Genomic DNA, 17,195 nt, shown 5'->3' on the forward strand with positions numbered 1-17,195 from the left:
TGACCTAAAGTTAGGTTTAGGTATTACGATAATAACAAGAACTTTGAGATTTTGCAAATTAGGAGGTTTATTGATGAAAGCAGCAATTTTTAAAGAAAAAGGACAAATGGAAGTTGTCGAAAAGGCAATGCCTGAATTAAATTTTGAGAATAGCACGATTATTAGAACAGTTAGAGCTAGTGTTTGCGGAAGTGACTTGTGGTTTTTTAGAGGAATTGATCAAGAAGAGCCGGGGAAAGTTACTGGCCATGAAGCAATTGGAATAGTTGAAAAAGTGGGCCCAGCAGTAAAAAATGTTAAGCCAGGAGATTTTGTAATTGCGCCTTTTGTTCATGGTTGTGGGCATTGTCCAGCTTGCCTTGCAGGTTTTGAAGGTGAATGTCAAAATAACCCAGTCCCATTTAATAATCATTTCCAAGCTGAATATTTTGAATACAACAATGCTAATTGGGGACTCGTGAAGATTCCAGGCAAGCCAGAAGATTATACTGATGAAGAGCTTGCTAGTTTTCAAACTTTAGCTGATGTAATGCCAACGGGCTTTCATGCAGCTAAAATGGCTAGAGTAAAAAAGGGTGATACAGTTGTAGTTTTAGGTGATGGAGCTGTTGGCTTGTGTGCTATTTTAAGCGCTAAGTTTTTAGGTGCTAAGAAAATTATTGCGACTAGTCGCTACAAAGATAGAGAAGCTTTGGCTCGTGAATTTGGGGCAACTGATAATGTGGCTGTTCGCGGTGATGAAGGTGTTAAGCAAATCCGCGCTTTAACAAATGGAGCAGGTGCTGACGCAGTTTTAGAATGTGTTGGTAGTGAATTGTCTATGGATACAGCTGTTAAGGTTGCTCGCGCCGGCGCAATGATTGGCCGTGTGGGTGTGCCACATGATGAAAAATTGAATTCCAATCAGTTATTTTTTGGTAACTTGGGAGTCCAAGGTGGGCCGGCATCAGTGACTACTTGGGATAGAAAGTATTTACTTGATGCAGTATTAAAACACGAAATTAATCCAGGTCGCGTTTTTACAGCCCAATTTAAACTTGATGATATCCAAAAAGCCTATGAAGTAATGGATCAAAGAAAGGCAATTAAGTCACTTTTAGTATTTTAAAAGATAACTAAACGACACTTGGCATCTTTACCAAGTGCCTTTTTATTTGAACAGATAATAGAAAGTAGGAGATGTTTTGGTTGTAATAATTAAAAACAAATAAAAACAGTCAGTTGAGTTTGTGAACGACATATTTCCCCCGAAGCTATGATATAATTTTACAAATAAATTCAATTAAATTAGAGGTGGGAAAATGAGACTATCTAAACGAATTCAAGCAGTTACGCCTTCAGCAACCATGGCTTTGTCAAGTCGGGCAAAAGAATTAGCAATGCAAGGTAAAGATATCATCAATCTTTCAATTGGAGAACCCGACTTCAACACTCCAGAATTTATTGGACAAGCAGCTATTGATGCAATTAAAGTAAGTAAAACTGATTCATACACTCCAGCTGGTGGTTTACCAGAACTTAAAGAAAAAATTGCCGATAAAATCAATTTAGAACATAAAACACATTTTTCTAATCAAAATATTGCAGTTACTACTGGTGCTAAGTATGCCTTGTATGTTTTAGCACAAGTTTTACTTAATCCAGAAGAGGAAGTCTTAATTCCTTTACCTTACTGGGTATCATATGGAGAACAAGTCAAGCTAGCAGGGGCTAAGCCTGTTTTTGTGAAGCCTGAAAAAGGGTTAAAAGTTACCCCAGCTGATTTACAAAAATATACTCACCACAAAACTAAGATGTTAATTATTAATTCACCTAATAATCCATCTGGCCAGGTTTATTCACGTCTAGAACTAGAAGCGATTGGAAAATGGGCGGCAGAGCGTCAGATAACAATTATTACTGATGATATCTATGGCAAACTTGTTTACAATCAAACACAATTCACATCACTTTTAGATTTAGATGAAGAAATTAGTCAAAACGTAATTTTAGTTGATGGACTGAGTAAGACTTACGCGATGACGGGCTGGAGAGTAGGCTACATTGCTGGAGATAGTGAAATAATAAAGGCCGTTAATTCACTGCTTAGTCACTCAACTAGTAACCTATCAGCCGTTAGTCAATATGCAGCAATGGCTGCTTTAACGGGTGATCAAGCTTGCGTTGAAAAAATGCGTAGTGAATATGAACAGCGATTAAATATTTTAGCACCATTACTAGATAATGTGACTGGTTTTAAATTAATGGATAAGCCACAAGGAGCATTCTATTTCTTTCCTGATATAGGTGAAGCTTTAAACTTAACAGGATTTGATTCAGCGAATAACTTTGCTTTAGCGTTACTTGAACAAGCAGGCGTAGCAACTGTACCAGGTGAAGCTTTTGGTTATCCAAATCACTTGCGAATTAGTTATGCAGCTGATGTAGATAGAGTTAAAGAAGCATTTGAACGAATTGAAGCTTTTATTGAGAGTTACAAATAGGCAATGTGTATTATTTTAACTTTGTTATAAATAGCTCTATAATGAACGTGTAAGCGATTGCAACCACTACCCAAGATTTTCCTTTCTTAGAATGTTTACACCTAGACCTTTTTGAAGTATAGATTTTTTTGAATCCTCATAAGTATGTTATTGCTTGAAGCAACTAAGGGTATTTTGATACCTCCTTCTTAAAAATGAGTGGAGCGATGCTATCGCTTATAAATGACGCTATAAGGCGTCATTTTTTATTTAAAAAATAAAATCAGCCTTTTTTGGTGTATTTAATTAATGAAGGTGATTTTATGAAAATAAATGAATTTATTCTCCGGATGAAATTGGAAAAAGGCTTAGGTTATCAAAAAATGTGGGAGATTTTGACTATATTAGCTTTTCCAAAACAAGTTTCACAGACCGACTTATTAGCATTGCCAGTGAATTTATCTAGTTTAGCTCAAAAAGCTTTTAGCAATATAGATCATGCGAAAGCAATTGAACTGATTAAAGCTCAATGTCAGATAATTACTATAATGGATGAAATTTATCCTGAATTGTTAAGAGAGTCTTATCATCCACCTTTGATTTTATTTGCTAAGGGAGACTTAAGCTTGTTAAAACGGAGAGTGACAGTAATTGTTGGCAGCCGTAATCCAAGTAAATATAGTGAAAATGCAATTCGTAAGTTAATGCCAGCTTTAAAAGGGCACGTAATTGCTAGTGGCTTAGCTAAAGGTGTAGATGCAATGGCTCATCAAGCAGCGTTAGCGGCAGGCTTAAAGACCATTGCGGTTGTTGGAAATGGGCTTAATCATTTTTATCCTGAACAAAATCATGCGCTTCAATTAAAGATAATTGAAAAAGGGCTGTTACTGAGTGAATACTTGCCTGATACACCACCTAGGCCATTTCGTTTCCCTGAAAGAAATCGTATTTTGGCAGGTTTAGCTGAAAATGTAATTGTAACCGAGGCTTTGCAAAAGTCGGGTTCATTAATTACTGCTAATATGGCTTTAAATGAAAATCGTAATATTTATGCCTTACCTGGTCCTATCTTTAGTCCACTTTCGAAAGGCCCTAATGAATTAATCGCTGCGGGCGCAGTTCCGATTGTAGATTTTGGTCAAATTAAGGAAGATTTTCAAAAACTTGTTTTTGATATTTAATTAACTGTGATATAGTTTATTTGACAATTATGAATTTAGTATTCTAGACTAAAGCATATTTTGATAAGTAAAGGAAGGGGCATTATATGCCTACTAAAAAGAAAAATTTAGTTATCGTCGAATCTCCTGCAAAAGCGAAGACCATTGAAAAATACCTAGGACGTAATTATCATGTAATTGCTTCTAAAGGACATATTAGAGACCTCCCAAAATCACAAATGGGTGTTGATATTGAACATAATTATGAACCTAAATATATTTCAATTCGTGGTAAAGGGGAGACAATTAAAGAATTAAAGAAGGAAGCAAAAAAGGCTAAGTTTGTTTACCTTGCTTCCGACCCCGATCGTGAAGGTGAAGCTATTGCTTGGCACGTTGCTCATATTTTAGATTTAAACGATGGTGAAAAGCATCGCGTTACCTTTCACGAAGTTACCAAAGATGCCGTTAAAAATGCTTTTAAAACTCCAAGAATGATTGATATGGATACAGTTGATGCCCAACAAGCTCGTAGAGTGCTCGACCGTTTAGTTGGATATTCATTAAGTCCGATTTTATGGGCGAAGGTTAAAAAGGGCTTGTCTGCTGGCCGAGTTCAATCTGTTGCCTTGAAGTTAGTTTTAGACCGCGAAAACGAAATTAAGAACTTTAAGCCAGAAGAATATTGGACAATTGAGGCAGAGTTTACCAAGGGACGTAAAAAGTTCCAAGCTAATTTTTATGGTGTTGATGGGAAAAAGCTTGAATTACCAAACAATGAAGCTGTTCAAGCTGTCTTGAAAAAAATTGACAAAGACAAGCCATTTAAAGTTGAAGCAGTAGTTAAGAAGGAACGTCGTCGTCAAGCCCCAGCTCCATTTACTACTTCTACCTTGCAACAAGAAGCTAACAAGCGCTTAGGCTTTAGAACTAGAAGAACAATGTCAATTGCTCAAGGACTTTATGAAGGGGTCAGTTTAGGTAAGGCAGGCACAGTTGGTTTAATCACTTATATGCGTACTGACTCTAAGCGGACAAGTCCGGTTGCGCAAGCTGAAGCAAGTAAGTTTCTTAATGAAAATTTAGGTGCTGAATATGCAGCTAAAAGTGCACGTCATTTTAAGAACCAAGAAGATGCGCAAGATGCTCACGAAGCAATTCGCCCAACTAGTGTTTATCGGACACCTGAATCACTTAAGGGTGTTTTAACTACTGAACAAATGAAGCTGTATAAGTTAATTTGGTCACGTTTTCTTGCTAGTGAAATGACTCCAGCAGTGTATGACACTGTTAGATGTGACATTGTCCAAAATGGTGTTACTTACCGTGTAAATGGTTCAAAACTTAAATTCGCTGGTTTTACCAAGATTTATGATAGTCAAAGTGAAAAGAGCACTCAGTTACCTGATTTGGTTGAAGGAGACGAAGTGAAGCTTTCTAAGCAAGATAATAAACAACACTTTACTACTCCACCTGCTAGATATACTGAAGCAAGTCTTGTTCATGCACTTGAAGAAAATGGTGTTGGACGACCATCAACTTATGCACCAACAATTGATACCATTCAAAGACGTTACTACGTTAAACTTGAAGGCCGGGCAATTGTTCCTACTGAATTAGGTGAAATTGTTAATGGTCTAGTTGGTAAGTTCTTCCCAGACATCGTTAATGTTAATTATACTGCCCAACTTGAATCTGATCTTGATCATGTCGAAGAAGGAAAGAAAGACTGGGTTAAGGTTGTTGATGAATACTACCAGCCATTTTCTAAAGAACTAGAAAAAGCTGATAGTGAAATTGAAAAAATTCAAATTAAGGATGAACCTGCCGGCTTTGACTGTGATATTTGTGGCGCACCAATGGTTATCAAGATGGGGCGGTATGGTAAATTTTACGCTTGTTCACGCTTCCCAGATTGTCGTAATACTAAGGCCATTGTCAAAGAAATTGGAGTTGTTTGTCCAAAGTGTGGCAAGGGCCAAATTGTTGAAAAGAAATCTAAACGTGGACGTAAGTTCTATGGCTGTAGCAATTATCCAGATTGTGACTTTGTTTCTTGGGATAAGCCAATTAGCCGGAATTGTCCAAATGATGGCCACTACTTAATTGAAAAACGGACTAAAAAAGGCCCAGTTGTTCAATGTCCAAATGGTGACTACAAAGAAGAAGCTGAAAATTCTAAATAAAGGTTTAAATTTTAATTTTATGAGATAATATCATCATGACGTAAGTTTTTAGATGATATTATTTTTTTAACGATATTTTTGATAAAGGATGAATTAAATGACTGAAAAAGTAACTGTTATCGGTGGAGGACTTGCCGGAAGTGAAGCTAGTTACCAACTAGCTAAAAGAGGAGTAGAGGTACATCTTTATGAAATGCGACCAGTTAAGATGACTCCAGCTCATGAAACTGGTAATCTTGCAGAATTAGTCTGCACTAACTCAATGAGAAGTGATCAATTATCTAATGCTGTTGGACTTTTAAAAGAAGAAATGCGCCGACTAGATTCACTTGTTTTACGAGCAGCTGATGCCACCAAAGTCCCAGCTGGTGGTGCTTTAGCAGTGGACCGTGAATTATTTAGTAAATATATTACTGAAGAATTAGCTAAGTTTAATAACTTACATATTCATCATGAAGAAATCACTAAAATTCCAAGTGAAGGAATTACCATTATCGCCACTGGTCCTTTGACAAGTGATGATTTAGCTAAGCAAATCAAAGACTTTTCTGGGACAGATAGCTTACACTTCTTTGATGCAGCTGCCCCAATTGTTGCTAGTGATTCAATTAATATGGATATTGTTTATAAGAAGTCTCGCTATGACCGCGGTGAAGCTGCATATTTAAACTGTCCAATGGATAAGGAACAATTTACTAAGTTCTGGGAAGAATTAGTTAAAGCTGAAACTGCTGAACTTCACGGCTTTGAAAAAGATGAAGTCTTTGAAGGTTGTATGCCAATTGAAGTAATGGCAGCTCGTGGTGAAAAGACCATGCTCTTTGGTCCACTTAAACCGGTTGGCCTTGAAGATCCTAAGACTGGTAAAACACCGTATGCCGTTGTGCAATTACGTCAAGATAATGCGGCTTCATCGATGTATAACTTAGTGGGATTCCAAACTCACCTTAAGTATGGTGAACAAAAACGTGTCTTTTCAATGATTCCAGGTTTAGAAAATGCACGCTTTGTTCGCTATGGTAAGATGCATAGAAATACATACATGGCTTCACCAGATGTTTTGAATGCAACTTATGAAGCTAAGAAACGTCCTGGCCTCTTTTTCGCAGGTCAAATGACTGGGGTTGAAGGCTATGTTGAAAGTGCTGGTAGTGGTTTGGTAGCCGGAATTAATGCGAGCCGGTTAGCTCAAGGTGAAGACTTAGTGACTTTCCCAGTTGAAACAGCACTTGGTTCAATGGCAAATTACATTACAACAACTAGTTCTAAGCATTTCCAACCAATGAATGCCAGTTTTAGTTTAATTCCACCACTTGAAAAGAAGATTCGAAATAAGCGTGAACGCAAGGAAAAAATCTCAGAAAGAGGTTTACAAGTTTTAGCTGAATTTAGTAAAGAAATGAATTTGAATGACTAAAACAGATTCGTTACTAGAAGCTTTTATCAAATATTTGAAATTTGAACGAAACTATTCTAAGTTAACAATAAAGGCTTATGAAAATGACTTAAATGAGGCTGCCAGTTTTTGGCAAGAAAATGGTGGCTTTGCAGATTTTAAACAAGTTAAGCAGCGAGATATTGAAATCTTTTTGGCTAGTTTAGCTAAAAAAGGAAATTCACGCTCTTCACAAGCGCGCAAGCTCTCATCGATTAAGTCTTTTTATCGTTTTTTGTTTAGACGGGAATTAATAGCGCAAGATCCTGCTAGTGCGATTAGCTTGCATCGCTCAAAAAAGAAATTACCTGAGTTTTTTTATCAGCCAGAGATTAAGCAAGTGTTTGATTCTTTAAATAGTAATGATAAGTTTGATATTAGAAACTTAGCCTTATTTGAACTTTTTTATACAACAGGGATGCGGGTAAGCGAAGTTAGTCAATTGACTTTAAAGCAAATTGACTTTACTGCTAAGGTTATCTTGGTTCACGGAAAAGGAAATAAAGATCGTTTGGTTCCTTTTACCGAAGCTACTAGTCAAGCTTTAGCTAGATACTTAACTATTAGGAATCAATTTGGTCCTGATAAAAATGAAAATCGGGTTTTTCTCAATCGTTTAGGTGGTCCTTTAACTAGTCGCGGGATTGAATTTATTATGAAAACTGTCTTTCAAAAAGCAGGTGTTAAGGGACAGGTTCATCCCCATGAATTGCGCCATACTTTTGCGACGCAAATGCTCAATAATGGAGCCGATTTAAGAACAGTACAGGAATTATTAGGGCATGAATCCTTGTCAACTACTCAGATTTATACTCATGTGACAATGGAACATTTACAACGGGATTATCAAAAATTTTTCCCACGTAATGATAGAAAGGAATAAGTTATGACAACAATCGTTAGTGTTAAACATAATGGCAAGACTGCTATTGCAGGAGATGGTCAAGTAACTTTAGGTGAAAAATTCATCTCTAAGAAATCTGCCAAAAAGATTCGTAGAATTTATCATAATCAAGTTGTGATAGGTTTTGCTGGTGGAGTTGCTGATGCAGTTAGTTTAGAAGAAATGCTTGAAGGAAAACTTGAAAGCTATTCAGGTGATTTGCGCCGGGCTGCAGTTGAAATGGCTCAATCTTGGCGTAAGGACCCAACCTTACAAAAGTTGCAAGCAATGCTTATTGCCTTTAATGAAAAAGATTTACTTTTAATTTCAGGTAATGGTGAAGTTTTAGAACCTGATGAAAATGTTGTTGCAATTGGTTCAGGTGGTTACTTTGCACAAGCAGCTGCAGTTGCAATGACACGCCATGCGAAAGATATGGATGCAAGTGAAATTGCAAAAGAAGCTGTTCATATTGCAGCAGATATTGATGTTTATACTGATCATGAAATTATTACAGATGAAGTAGGTGATTAAATGAGCGTTAAAACTCCAAAAGAAATTGTCCGTCTTTTAAATGAATATATTATTGGTCAAAATGAAGCTAAACGTGCAGTTGCAATTGCTCTTTATAATCGCTACCGTCGTTTGCAGCTGCCAAAAAGTTTGCAACAAGACATAACTCCCAAGAACATGTTAATGGCTGGTCCAACTGGGGTAGGTAAGACTGAAATCGCACGTCGTTTAGCAAAAATTGTTGAAGCACCTTTTGTAAAAGTTGAAGCAACTAAGTTTACAGAAGTTGGTTATGTTGGACGCGATGTCGAATCAATGGTTCGTGATTTAGTAACTGTAGCTGTTCGAATGGAAGAAAAAGAGCAGTTTAAGCGGGTTAAAGCGCAAGCTACCAAAGAGGCCAATAAAGAATTAGTGCGTTTATTAGTTCCTGGAATTAAGCGCGAAAATCGCGATCAACAGATGCAACAAATGATGCAGATGCTAATGGGGAATAATGAACCTGCACAAGATAATGAAGAAGTGACCGACGAAATTCGTAACCAGCGTTTAAGTGTTGCTGAACAATTAAGCAAAGGTTTACTTGAAGATCGTGAAGTAACAATTGAAGTTGAACAAGCTCCTAAGGTTAATCCAATGAGTGATATGATGGGCCAAATGGGCATGGACATGAACTCAATCTTAGGTGATATGATGCCTAAGAAGAAGGTTAAGCGTACTCTTGCCGTTAGGGATGCACGTGAAGTATTAATTCAAGAACAATCCCGTAAGATGGTGGACTACGATACTATTTACCAAAAGGCAATTGAACGCACAAGTCAAAACGGCATTATCTTTATCGATGAAATTGATAAGATTACTGGTAAAAGTAAAGAAGCTGGTCAAGTATCACGTGAAGGCGTACAACGAGATATCTTGCCAATTGTAGAAGGCTCAACTGTTCAAACTAAATATGGTCCAGTATCAACCGACCACATCCTCTTTATTGCAGCTGGAGCCTTTGCTGAAAGTAAACCAAGTGATTTAATTCCAGAACTTCAAGGACGTTTCCCAATTAGAGTTGAACTTAATGCCTTGACTAAGGACGACTTTATTTCAATCTTGAAAGATCCCGAAAATTCACTTTTGAAGCAGTACATTGCCTTACTAAAGGCTGATGGAGTTAAGCTTATCTTCACCCAAGAAGCAGTTGAAAAGATTGCTCAAATTGCATATGACGTTAACCAAGGAACAGATAATATTGGGGCTCGTCGCCTTGCTACAATTTTAGAAAAATTACTTGAAGATGTGCTTTATGAAGGCCCAGATATGGAAATGGGAGAAATTACGATTACTGCAGCTTACGTTGAAGAAAAACTTAGTGATATAATTATGAATAAGGACTTAACTAAATTTATTCTATAATTATTTATCACTCTGAGGATTTCAAAATGGAATATGAAATTAAAAATCAATTTTTAACAGTTAAAATTAATAGTCGTGGTGCTGAATTAACTTCGGTCAGAAGTGTTAACTCTGATACAGAATTTCTTTGGCAAGCAGATCCTCAAATCTGGAATCGACACGCACCTGTACTATTTCCAATTGTCGGCCGTTTAAAAAATGACACCTACCAATATCAAGGTAAAAGCTACCAACTTAGTCAACATGGCTTCGCCCGGGACAAAGAATTTACCTTACTAAAGCAAGAAAATGATGCAATTAGTTTAGTTTTACGTGATGATGCAGATAGCTTAAAAGAGTATCCATTTCATTTTGAATTAGTGATTACTTATCGCTTACTGAACAACTTATTAACTGAACAATTAAGCGTTAGAAATCCGGCAAATGAAGCAATGTACTTCTCAATTGGATGTCATCCAGGTTTTAATATTCCCGTTAACAACCAACTTAAGAAAAGTAACTATTATTTACAAATGCTTCCTTCGAAGGACCATATTCGTATCCCTATTAGTAAAGAAACTGGATTACATGATTGGGCAAAAAGAACAATTGCAGCAACAGATACTCCAATTGAATTGAATGATGAGTTATTTAAAAATGATGCTTTAGTTTTTGAACTTAAAGAGGCAACTAAGCTATCTTTACGTAGTGAAAAGACTAGTTATCATATCAATGTTACAACCGAAAATAATCCATTTATTGGAGTTTGGTCACAATATCCTCAAACAGCAAATTATGTCTGCATTGAACCATGGTGGGGACTTTGCGATGATGTAAATGCTGATGGCGATATTAGTAAAAAGCGAGGCATTATTAAGCTAGCTCCTAATGAAGAATGGTCTGGTAAGATTACCATTGCTTTGCATGATTAAGTAAAATATTAAAAGCAAAAGAATAACAAAAAAGCGACTCTTGCTGGAGTCGCTTTTATCATGCAATTATTTATTTTTTAACCAGTAATAAATACCAAAAGGAATAATGTTTTCAGTTCCATTTTTTAAGCGAATAATGTTGGCCTTGTGCCGAATAAAAATCAAAATTAGTAAGGCAAACATCATGGCACTTAAGTATGGATCATGGAATAAAAAGCTAAAGACAAAGAATAAGGTGATGCAAAGCATGGCTGTTAAAGACATAATACTGGTGATAAAGAGCATTGGGAAGAATATCCCGGCGCAAACGCAGAAGAATGCTAGGTTATATCCTAAGATGAAGCCAGCTGTAGTTGCTACAGCTTTGCCACCCTTAAAGCCCAGAAAAATTGAAAAGGTATGTCCTAAAATGGCAACCATTCCAAAAATTATTCCTAACGGATGTGGTCCCAGGTGAAAGATTGCTGGTAAAAGTGTAGCTAAGGTCCCCTTTAAAACATCGACTAGCAAAACACTCATCCCTGCAACTGGTCCAAAAGTTCTGAAGGTATTAGTAGAGCCAGGGTTACCAGACCCAAGTTTTCGAATATCTTTATGAAAAAAAACTTTACCAACTATCACACCAGTAGGAAATGAACCCAAGAGATATGCTAAAATAAGTAATAGCGCAATTTTAATTGTTAACATTTTCAAACCTCACTTAAAGTCTATGTGTTATTGTAACAAAGATTATAATAGTGTGGCAGAAAAAATTTATTGGAGGGAAAAAGCTTGGCAAAAGCAAATAGTTATGATGATTCCTCAATCCAGATTTTGCACGGACTAGAAGCAGTTCGTAAAAGACCTGGGATGTATATTGGTTCTACTGACATCAAGGGTATTAACCAATTAGTTTATGAAATTGTCGATAACAGTGTCGATGAAGCAATGGCTGGTTACGGTAAAGAAATTAACGTAACTATTCATGAAGATAACAGTGTGACTGTGCAAGACTTTGGTCGTGGGATGCCTACAGGGATGCATGAATCAGGAATTCCAACTATTGAAGTTATCTTTACTGTTTTACACGCTGGTGGGAAGTTTACTGAAAAGAATTATAAGACATCTGGTGGTTTACACGGGGTTGGTTCAAGTGTTGTTAATGCCTTGTCTTCATACCTAAAAGTGCGAGTAGTGCGTGGCGGACAAGCTTATGAAGAAGAATTCCACGATGGTGGTAAGCCAATAGGAACTTTGAAGCACTTAGGCAAGACTAACGATAAAACAGGAACAACAATTACTTTTAAGCCAGATGAACGAGTATTTTCAACTACGAAGTATAAATACGAAACTATCGAAGAACGGATTCGTGAGTCTGCTTTCTTGCTTAAGGGCGTTAAGTTCACCTTAAAAGATGAACGGACACCAAATCACTATGAAGAATTTCTTTATACTGATGGGATTAAGTCCTTTGTTTCATACCTGAATGAAGGAAAAGATACTTTTGGAGATGTCTTTTATTTTGAAGGCAAGCAAGATTCAATTGAAATTGAATTTTCTGGCCAATATAATGACGGCTATTCCGAAAACTTTGTCTCTTTTGTAAATAATGTTCGGACGATTGATGGTGGTTCTCATGAAATGGGCGCCCGTTCAGGCTTTACGCGAGCATTTAATGACTATGCAAAAAAGCAGGGTTTATTAAAAGAAAAAGAGAAGAATATCGAAGGTAGTGACTATCGTGAAGGTTTAAGTGCTGTTCTTTCAATTAAGGTTCCTGAAGAATTACTTGAATTTGAAGGCCAGACCAAGGGCAAGTTAGGTACACCCCAAGCTAGAAGTGCTGTTGACGCTCTAGTTTATGAGAAGATGAGCTATTATTTGCTAGAAAATGGTGAATTTGCCCAAACTTTAGTTAAAAAAGCGCAAAAAGCTCGCGATGCACGTGAAGCTGCCAAAAAGGCTAGAGATGAAAGCCGCAATGGTAAAAAACGCCGCAAGAAAGAACTTTTATCAGGTAAGTTAACGCCAGCCCAATCACGTAATCCTAAGAAGAATGAATTGTTCTTAGTCGAAGGGGATTCTGCCGGTGGTTCTGCAAAACAAGGACGTGATCGTAAGTTCCAAGCAATCCTGCCTTTACGTGGTAAGGTGTTGAATACTCAAAAGGCAAAGCTACAAGATATCTTCAAGAATGAAGAAATCAATACCATGATTCACACGATTGGTGCAGGTGTCGGGGCGGAATTTAAGATTGAAGATGCCAATTATGACAAAATCATTATCATGACTGACGCCGACGACGATGGAGCTCACATTCAAATCTTGCTTTTAACCTTCTTCTATCGCTATATGCGTCCAATGGTTGAAGCAGGCCGAGTTTACATCGCCTTACCACCACTTTATCGTTTACAAAAAGGTAGCGGAGCTAAAGCTAAAATTGAATATGCCTGGACTGATGAAGAGCTAGAACGTGATGAAAAAGCTATGGGTAAAGGTTATAGCTTACAACGTTTCAAAGGTTTAGGGGAAATGAATGCTGATCAGCTTTGGCAAACTACTATGAATCCTGATTCTAGAATGTTAATTCGAGTTAAGATTGATGATGCTGCACTTGCTGAAAGACGTGTTACCACATTAATGGGTGACAAGGTTGAAGTCAGAAGAAAATGGATTGAACAAAATGTTAAATTCCGAATGGGAGAAGAAGGTTCAATTCTTGAAGCAGAAAACTAGGAGGAATAATTAATGGCGCAAAAGACCGAAAGAATTCGGGAAATGCCCTTGGAACAAGTCATGGGTGAACGGTTTGGTCGCTATTCTAAATACATTATTCAAGAGCGGGCCTTGCCAGATATTCGTGATGGTTTAAAACCAGTTCAAAGACGTATTTTGTACGCAATGTATTTAGATAATAATACCTATGATAAGCCATTTAAGAAGGCGGCTAAGGCTGTTGGTAATATCATGGGTAACTTCCACCCACATGGTGACAGTTCTATTTATGGGGCCTTAGTTCACCTGTCACAAGACTGGAAGATGCGGGAACCTTTGATTGAAATGCACGGTAATAATGGGTCAATGGATGGCGATAGCCCAGCTGCCATGCGTTATACTGAATCAAGATTAAGTAAGATTTCTAATCACTTGTTAGCTGATATTGATAAAGATACAGTTAACATGGTGCTTAACTTTGACGATACTGAATATGAACCAACGGTTTTGCCGGCGCAATTTCCTAACTTATTAGTTAATGGTGCAACTGGTATTTCAGCTGGGTATGCGACAGAAATTCCGCCTCATAATTTAGCTGAAGTAATTGATGCGACAATTTATTTATTAAAGCATCCTGATGCCAGCTTAGCTGATCTAATGCAGTTTGTTAAAGGTCCAGACTTTCCAACTGGTGCAATTGTCTTAGGTGATAAAGGCATCAAGGAAGCTTATGAAACTGGTCGTGGCCGCATACAAATTCGCTCTAAGACTAGTATTCAAGATATTAAAGCGGGTCGTCAGCAAATTGTGGTCACTGAAATTCCTTTTGGCGTTAACAAGGCCTTCTTAGTTAAGAAGATTGACGAAATTCGTTTGAACAAAGAAATCGACGGGATTAGTGAAGTTCGTGATGAAACTGACCGTCATGGTTTATCAATCGTCATTGAACTGAAAAAAGGTGCAGACAGTCAAAATATTTTAAATTACTTGTTTAAATCAACTGACTTACAAGTATCTTATAGCTTTAACATGGTCGCAATTGACCATATGACACCAGTTCAAGTTGGTTTGAAGCGGATTTTAAGTTCATATTTGGAACATGATGAAGCTGTCATTACCAAGAGAACCCAATATGATTTGAAGAAGGCTAAGGCTAGACTTGAAATTATCGAAGGGTTGATTCATGCTTTAGATATTTTAGACGATGTAATCAAGACAATTCGAGCAAGTAAGAATAAGGCTGATGCTAAAAATAACATTATTGAAAAGTTTAGCTTTACTCCAAGACAAGCAGAAGCAATTGTTTCTTTGCAACTTTACCGTTTAACTAATACTGACGTTAATGCCTTACAAGCTGAAAAGAGCGACTTAGAAGAAAAAATTGCTAACTACAACTTGCTTTTAACTGACCGTAAGGTTTTAGAAAAGCAAATTATCAAAGAACTTAATGCAGTTAAGAAAGAATTTGGTAGTGATCGTCGGACGAAGATTTCAAGTAAGACAGCTAAAATTGAAATTGACGAAAAGGCCTTAGTTGCTGAAGAAGATGTTCGTGTGCTTGTCTCACGTGATGGCTATCTTAAGCGGTCAAGCTTGCGATCATTCCAATCAACTGATGATAGTGAAAATGGGTTGCCTGACTTTGACAAGGTTGTCTTTGAAAAGACGATGTCAACTTTGACCAACCTTTATCTCTTCACTAATAAAGGGAATGTAATTTTTAGACCAGTCCATGAACTGGTTGAAGCTAAGTGGAAAGAACCAGGCCAGCACTTATCACAAGAACTCGGTCTTGATACCGATGAACAAATTATTTCAGTCTTTGAACTTGCTAAATTAGATGAAAAGCTCAACTTTGTTTTGGCAACTAATGATGGTTACATTAAGCAATTAGCCTTAGCTGATATTCAGCCAACAAGAACTTATAAATCACGGGCAATGATTGCTATGAAGCTTAAGCAGGACACTTCACGTATAATTCATGTAGAAAGTGTGACTCCAGATACTAAGAAAGAAATTACCCTCTTTACTAACCAAGCTTATGCAGTTCGCTATGATATTAATGAAATTCCAACAAGTGGTGCTCGAGCAGCTGGGGTTAAGAGTGTTAACTTGAAGGATGACGACTATGTAGTTGATTATGTCACAATTGATCCTAAGTATCTTGATTTAATGAAATTAGGTATCATTACGCAAAGAGGTGCCTTCAAAGAGTTCAAGTATGAACTAATTAACAAGGTTAGCCGGGCTAAGCGTGGAGTTTTAGTTTTACGTGAATTAAAGAAGAACCCACACCGCATTTCTGGAGTTGCCTTATTTGGACAAAACCATGAATTGATAATTGAAACATCAAGTGCTAGAACTATGACAATTAAGACTAATGACTTCCCATTAGGTGATCGTTATTCAAATGGTTCATTTGTAATTGATCCAGTAGGGGATGGAGAACCAACTAGTTTAACTTTAGGTAAGCCAACTCATGCTGGTCGCGATGATGTTTCAGAATTATTTTAGTTAGGCTTTTACAAAGTTAAAAATTCTAGTAAACTAAAGCTAGTAAACTAAAGATAGAAAATTTAAAAGAGGTAGATATAATGGCAAAAGAATTAATTTTTGGACACCAAAATCCAGATACTGATGCAATTGGTACTGCAATTGCTTATTCATACTTCCAAAACCACTTTGGTTTTGATACTGAAGCAGTTGCTTTAGGTGAACCTAATGATGAAACTGCATTCGCACTTAAGAAGTTTGGCTTTGAAGCACCACGTGTAATTAAGACTGCAGCAAACGAAGTAGATGCAGTTATGCTTGTTGATCACAACGAACCACAACAATCTGTTTCAGATATTGACAAGGTTACTGTAACCCACGTTGTTGATCACCACAGAATTATGAACTTCAACACTGCTGCACCACTTTACTTCCGTGATGAACCAGTTGGCTGTACTTCAACTGTTTTATGGCAAATGTTTAACGAAAAAGGTTTAGAAATCCCACAAAACATTGCTGGTATTATGCTTAGTGCAATTATTTCTGATACTTTACTTTTGAAGAGCCCAACAACTACTGACAAGGATCACGAAGCTGTTGAAGCTTTAGCTAAGATTGCTGGTGTTGATTACGAGAGTTACGGTCTTGAAATGCTTAAAGCTGGTACTAACATTGCTGACAAGAGCGAAGAAGACTTAATTGATCTTGATGCTAAGAGCTTTGAATTAAACGGTCACACTGTAAGAATTGCTCAAGTTAACACCGTTGACTTGCCAGAAGCTATGGAAAGAAAAGCTGCATTTATCGGCGCAATGGAAGCTTCTTCTAAGGAAAATGGTTACGACATGTTTGTTCTTGTCTTAACTGATATCTTGGAAAGTAACTCAGAAGGTATTGTTGTTGGTAGTGACGAAACTAAGTCATTATTTGAAAAGGCCTTTGACAAGAAGTTAGTTGACAGCGCTGTTGAATTACCAGGTGTTGTATCACGTAAGAAGCAAGTTGTTCCTCCATTAACTGAAGCATTTGAAGGTTAATAGTAGGACTTAGTTTA

At 37.1% G+C, this 17,195-nt stretch carries 13 protein-coding genes; 12 read left to right on the plus strand and 1 reads right to left on the minus strand.

All coding sequences use genetic code 11. The annotated features are described in order from the left end of the window. Nucleotides 1-73: 73 nt before the first annotated feature. From H628_RS0105590 to H628_RS0105630, 9 genes are all read left to right on the plus strand, one after another. Entirely contained in the window at nucleotides 74-1,108 is a 1,035-nt protein-coding gene (locus tag H628_RS0105590) for a zinc-binding dehydrogenase (protein ID WP_027825568.1), read from the plus strand. A 193-nt stretch (nucleotides 1,109-1,301) separates the two neighbouring features. Next, nucleotides 1,302-2,483: a pyridoxal phosphate-dependent aminotransferase gene (locus tag H628_RS0105595; protein ID WP_027825569.1), complete on the plus strand. Its 1,182-nt coding sequence runs from the start codon at nucleotides 1,302-1,304 to the stop codon at nucleotides 2,481-2,483. 302 nt (nucleotides 2,484-2,785) lie between these two features. Then, nucleotides 2,786-3,643 carry a DNA-processing protein DprA gene (gene dprA / locus H628_RS0105600; RefSeq protein WP_027825570.1) on the plus strand — a complete coding sequence of 286 codons (858 nt, stop codon included), beginning with the start codon at nucleotides 2,786-2,788 and terminating at the stop codon, nucleotides 3,641-3,643. A gap of 86 nt (nucleotides 3,644-3,729) precedes the next feature. After that, on the plus strand, nucleotides 3,730-5,808 hold the full coding sequence (topA, locus tag H628_RS0105605; RefSeq protein ID WP_027825571.1) for a type I DNA topoisomerase: 2,079 nt from the start codon (nucleotides 3,730-3,732) through the stop codon (nucleotides 5,806-5,808). 97 nt (nucleotides 5,809-5,905) lie between these two features. After that, the gene (gene trmFO, locus H628_RS0105610; protein ID WP_027825572.1) at nucleotides 5,906-7,225 is read left to right on the plus strand and encodes a methylenetetrahydrofolate--tRNA-(uracil(54)-C(5))-methyltransferase (FADH(2)-oxidizing) TrmFO; all 1,320 of its coding nucleotides are present in this window, start codon (nucleotides 5,906-5,908) and stop codon (nucleotides 7,223-7,225) included. Further along, a complete protein-coding gene (gene xerC / locus H628_RS0105615; RefSeq protein ID WP_027825573.1) occupies nucleotides 7,218-8,126 on the plus strand; it encodes a tyrosine recombinase XerC in 909 nt (302 codons plus the stop codon). The genes trmFO and xerC overlap by 8 nt, the downstream gene beginning before the upstream one ends. A gap of 3 nt (nucleotides 8,127-8,129) precedes the next feature. Continuing rightward, on the plus strand, nucleotides 8,130-8,660 hold the full coding sequence (gene hslV, locus H628_RS0105620; protein ID WP_027825574.1) for an ATP-dependent protease subunit HslV: 531 nt from the start codon (nucleotides 8,130-8,132) through the stop codon (nucleotides 8,658-8,660). After that, the gene (gene hslU, locus H628_RS0105625) at nucleotides 8,661-10,043 is read left to right on the plus strand and encodes an ATP-dependent protease ATPase subunit HslU (RefSeq protein ID WP_027825575.1); all 1,383 of its coding nucleotides are present in this window, start codon (nucleotides 8,661-8,663) and stop codon (nucleotides 10,041-10,043) included. 26 nt (nucleotides 10,044-10,069) lie between these two features. After that, on the plus strand, nucleotides 10,070-10,954 hold the full coding sequence (locus H628_RS0105630) for an aldose 1-epimerase family protein (RefSeq protein WP_027825576.1): 885 nt from the start codon (nucleotides 10,070-10,072) through the stop codon (nucleotides 10,952-10,954). Nucleotides 10,955-11,020: 66 nt separating this feature from the next. Here H628_RS0105630 and plsY read toward each other — a convergent pair whose 3' ends face one another. Beyond that, nucleotides 11,021-11,641, minus strand: coding sequence for a glycerol-3-phosphate 1-O-acyltransferase PlsY (gene plsY / locus H628_RS0105635; RefSeq protein WP_027825577.1), 621 nt, complete (start codon nucleotides 11,639-11,641; stop codon nucleotides 11,021-11,023). 84 nt (nucleotides 11,642-11,725) lie between these two features. Between plsY and parE the strand changes: the two genes are divergently transcribed. The 3 genes from parE (at nucleotide 11,726) to H628_RS0105650 (ending at nucleotide 17,178) form a co-directional block, all read left to right on the plus strand. Then, nucleotides 11,726-13,669, plus strand: a complete 1,944-nt coding sequence (parE, locus tag H628_RS0105640) for a DNA topoisomerase IV subunit B (protein ID WP_006588269.1) — start codon at nucleotides 11,726-11,728, stop codon at nucleotides 13,667-13,669. A gap of 12 nt (nucleotides 13,670-13,681) precedes the next feature. Continuing rightward, the gene (gene parC, locus H628_RS0105645; protein WP_027825578.1) at nucleotides 13,682-16,162 is read left to right on the plus strand and encodes a DNA topoisomerase IV subunit A; all 2,481 of its coding nucleotides are present in this window, start codon (nucleotides 13,682-13,684) and stop codon (nucleotides 16,160-16,162) included. Nucleotides 16,163-16,242: 80 nt separating this feature from the next. After that, nucleotides 16,243-17,178 carry a manganese-dependent inorganic pyrophosphatase gene (locus tag H628_RS0105650; RefSeq protein WP_027825579.1) on the plus strand — a complete coding sequence of 312 codons (936 nt, stop codon included), beginning with the start codon at nucleotides 16,243-16,245 and terminating at the stop codon, nucleotides 17,176-17,178. The last annotated feature ends 17 nt before the right edge of the window (nucleotides 17,179-17,195 follow it).

Origin of the sequence: Lactobacillus psittaci DSM 15354 (genome assembly GCF_000425905.1) — a bacterium.
In the GTDB taxonomy this organism is placed as follows: Bacteria; Bacillota; Bacilli; order Lactobacillales; family Lactobacillaceae; genus Lactobacillus; species Lactobacillus psittaci.

Bases quoted from the DNA above. Each gene is read 5' to 3' on its own strand.
- trmFO (WP_027825572.1), top strand. From the start codon at position 5,906: ATGACTGAAAAAGTAACTGTTATCGGTGGAGGACTTGCCGGAAGTGAA.
- hslU (WP_027825575.1), top strand. From the start codon at position 8,661: ATGAGCGTTAAAACTCCAAAAGAAATTGTCCGTCTTTTAAATGAATAT.
- H628_RS0105590 (WP_027825568.1), top strand. From the start codon at position 74: ATGAAAGCAGCAATTTTTAAAGAAAAAGGACAAATGGAAGTTGTCGAA.
- topA (WP_027825571.1), top strand. From the start codon at position 3,730: ATGCCTACTAAAAAGAAAAATTTAGTTATCGTCGAATCTCCTGCAAAA.
- H628_RS0105650 (WP_027825579.1), top strand. From the start codon at position 16,243: ATGGCAAAAGAATTAATTTTTGGACACCAAAATCCAGATACTGATGCA.
- H628_RS0105595 (WP_027825569.1), top strand. From the start codon at position 1,302: ATGAGACTATCTAAACGAATTCAAGCAGTTACGCCTTCAGCAACCATG.
- H628_RS0105630 (WP_027825576.1), top strand. From the start codon at position 10,070: ATGGAATATGAAATTAAAAATCAATTTTTAACAGTTAAAATTAATAGT.
- plsY (WP_027825577.1), bottom strand. From the start codon at position 11,641: ATGTTAACAATTAAAATTGCGCTATTACTTATTTTAGCATATCTCTTG.
- dprA (WP_027825570.1), top strand. From the start codon at position 2,786: ATGAAAATAAATGAATTTATTCTCCGGATGAAATTGGAAAAAGGCTTA.
- hslV (WP_027825574.1), top strand. From the start codon at position 8,130: ATGACAACAATCGTTAGTGTTAAACATAATGGCAAGACTGCTATTGCA.
- xerC (WP_027825573.1), top strand. From the start codon at position 7,218: ATGACTAAAACAGATTCGTTACTAGAAGCTTTTATCAAATATTTGAAA.
- parC (WP_027825578.1), top strand. From the start codon at position 13,682: ATGGCGCAAAAGACCGAAAGAATTCGGGAAATGCCCTTGGAACAAGTC.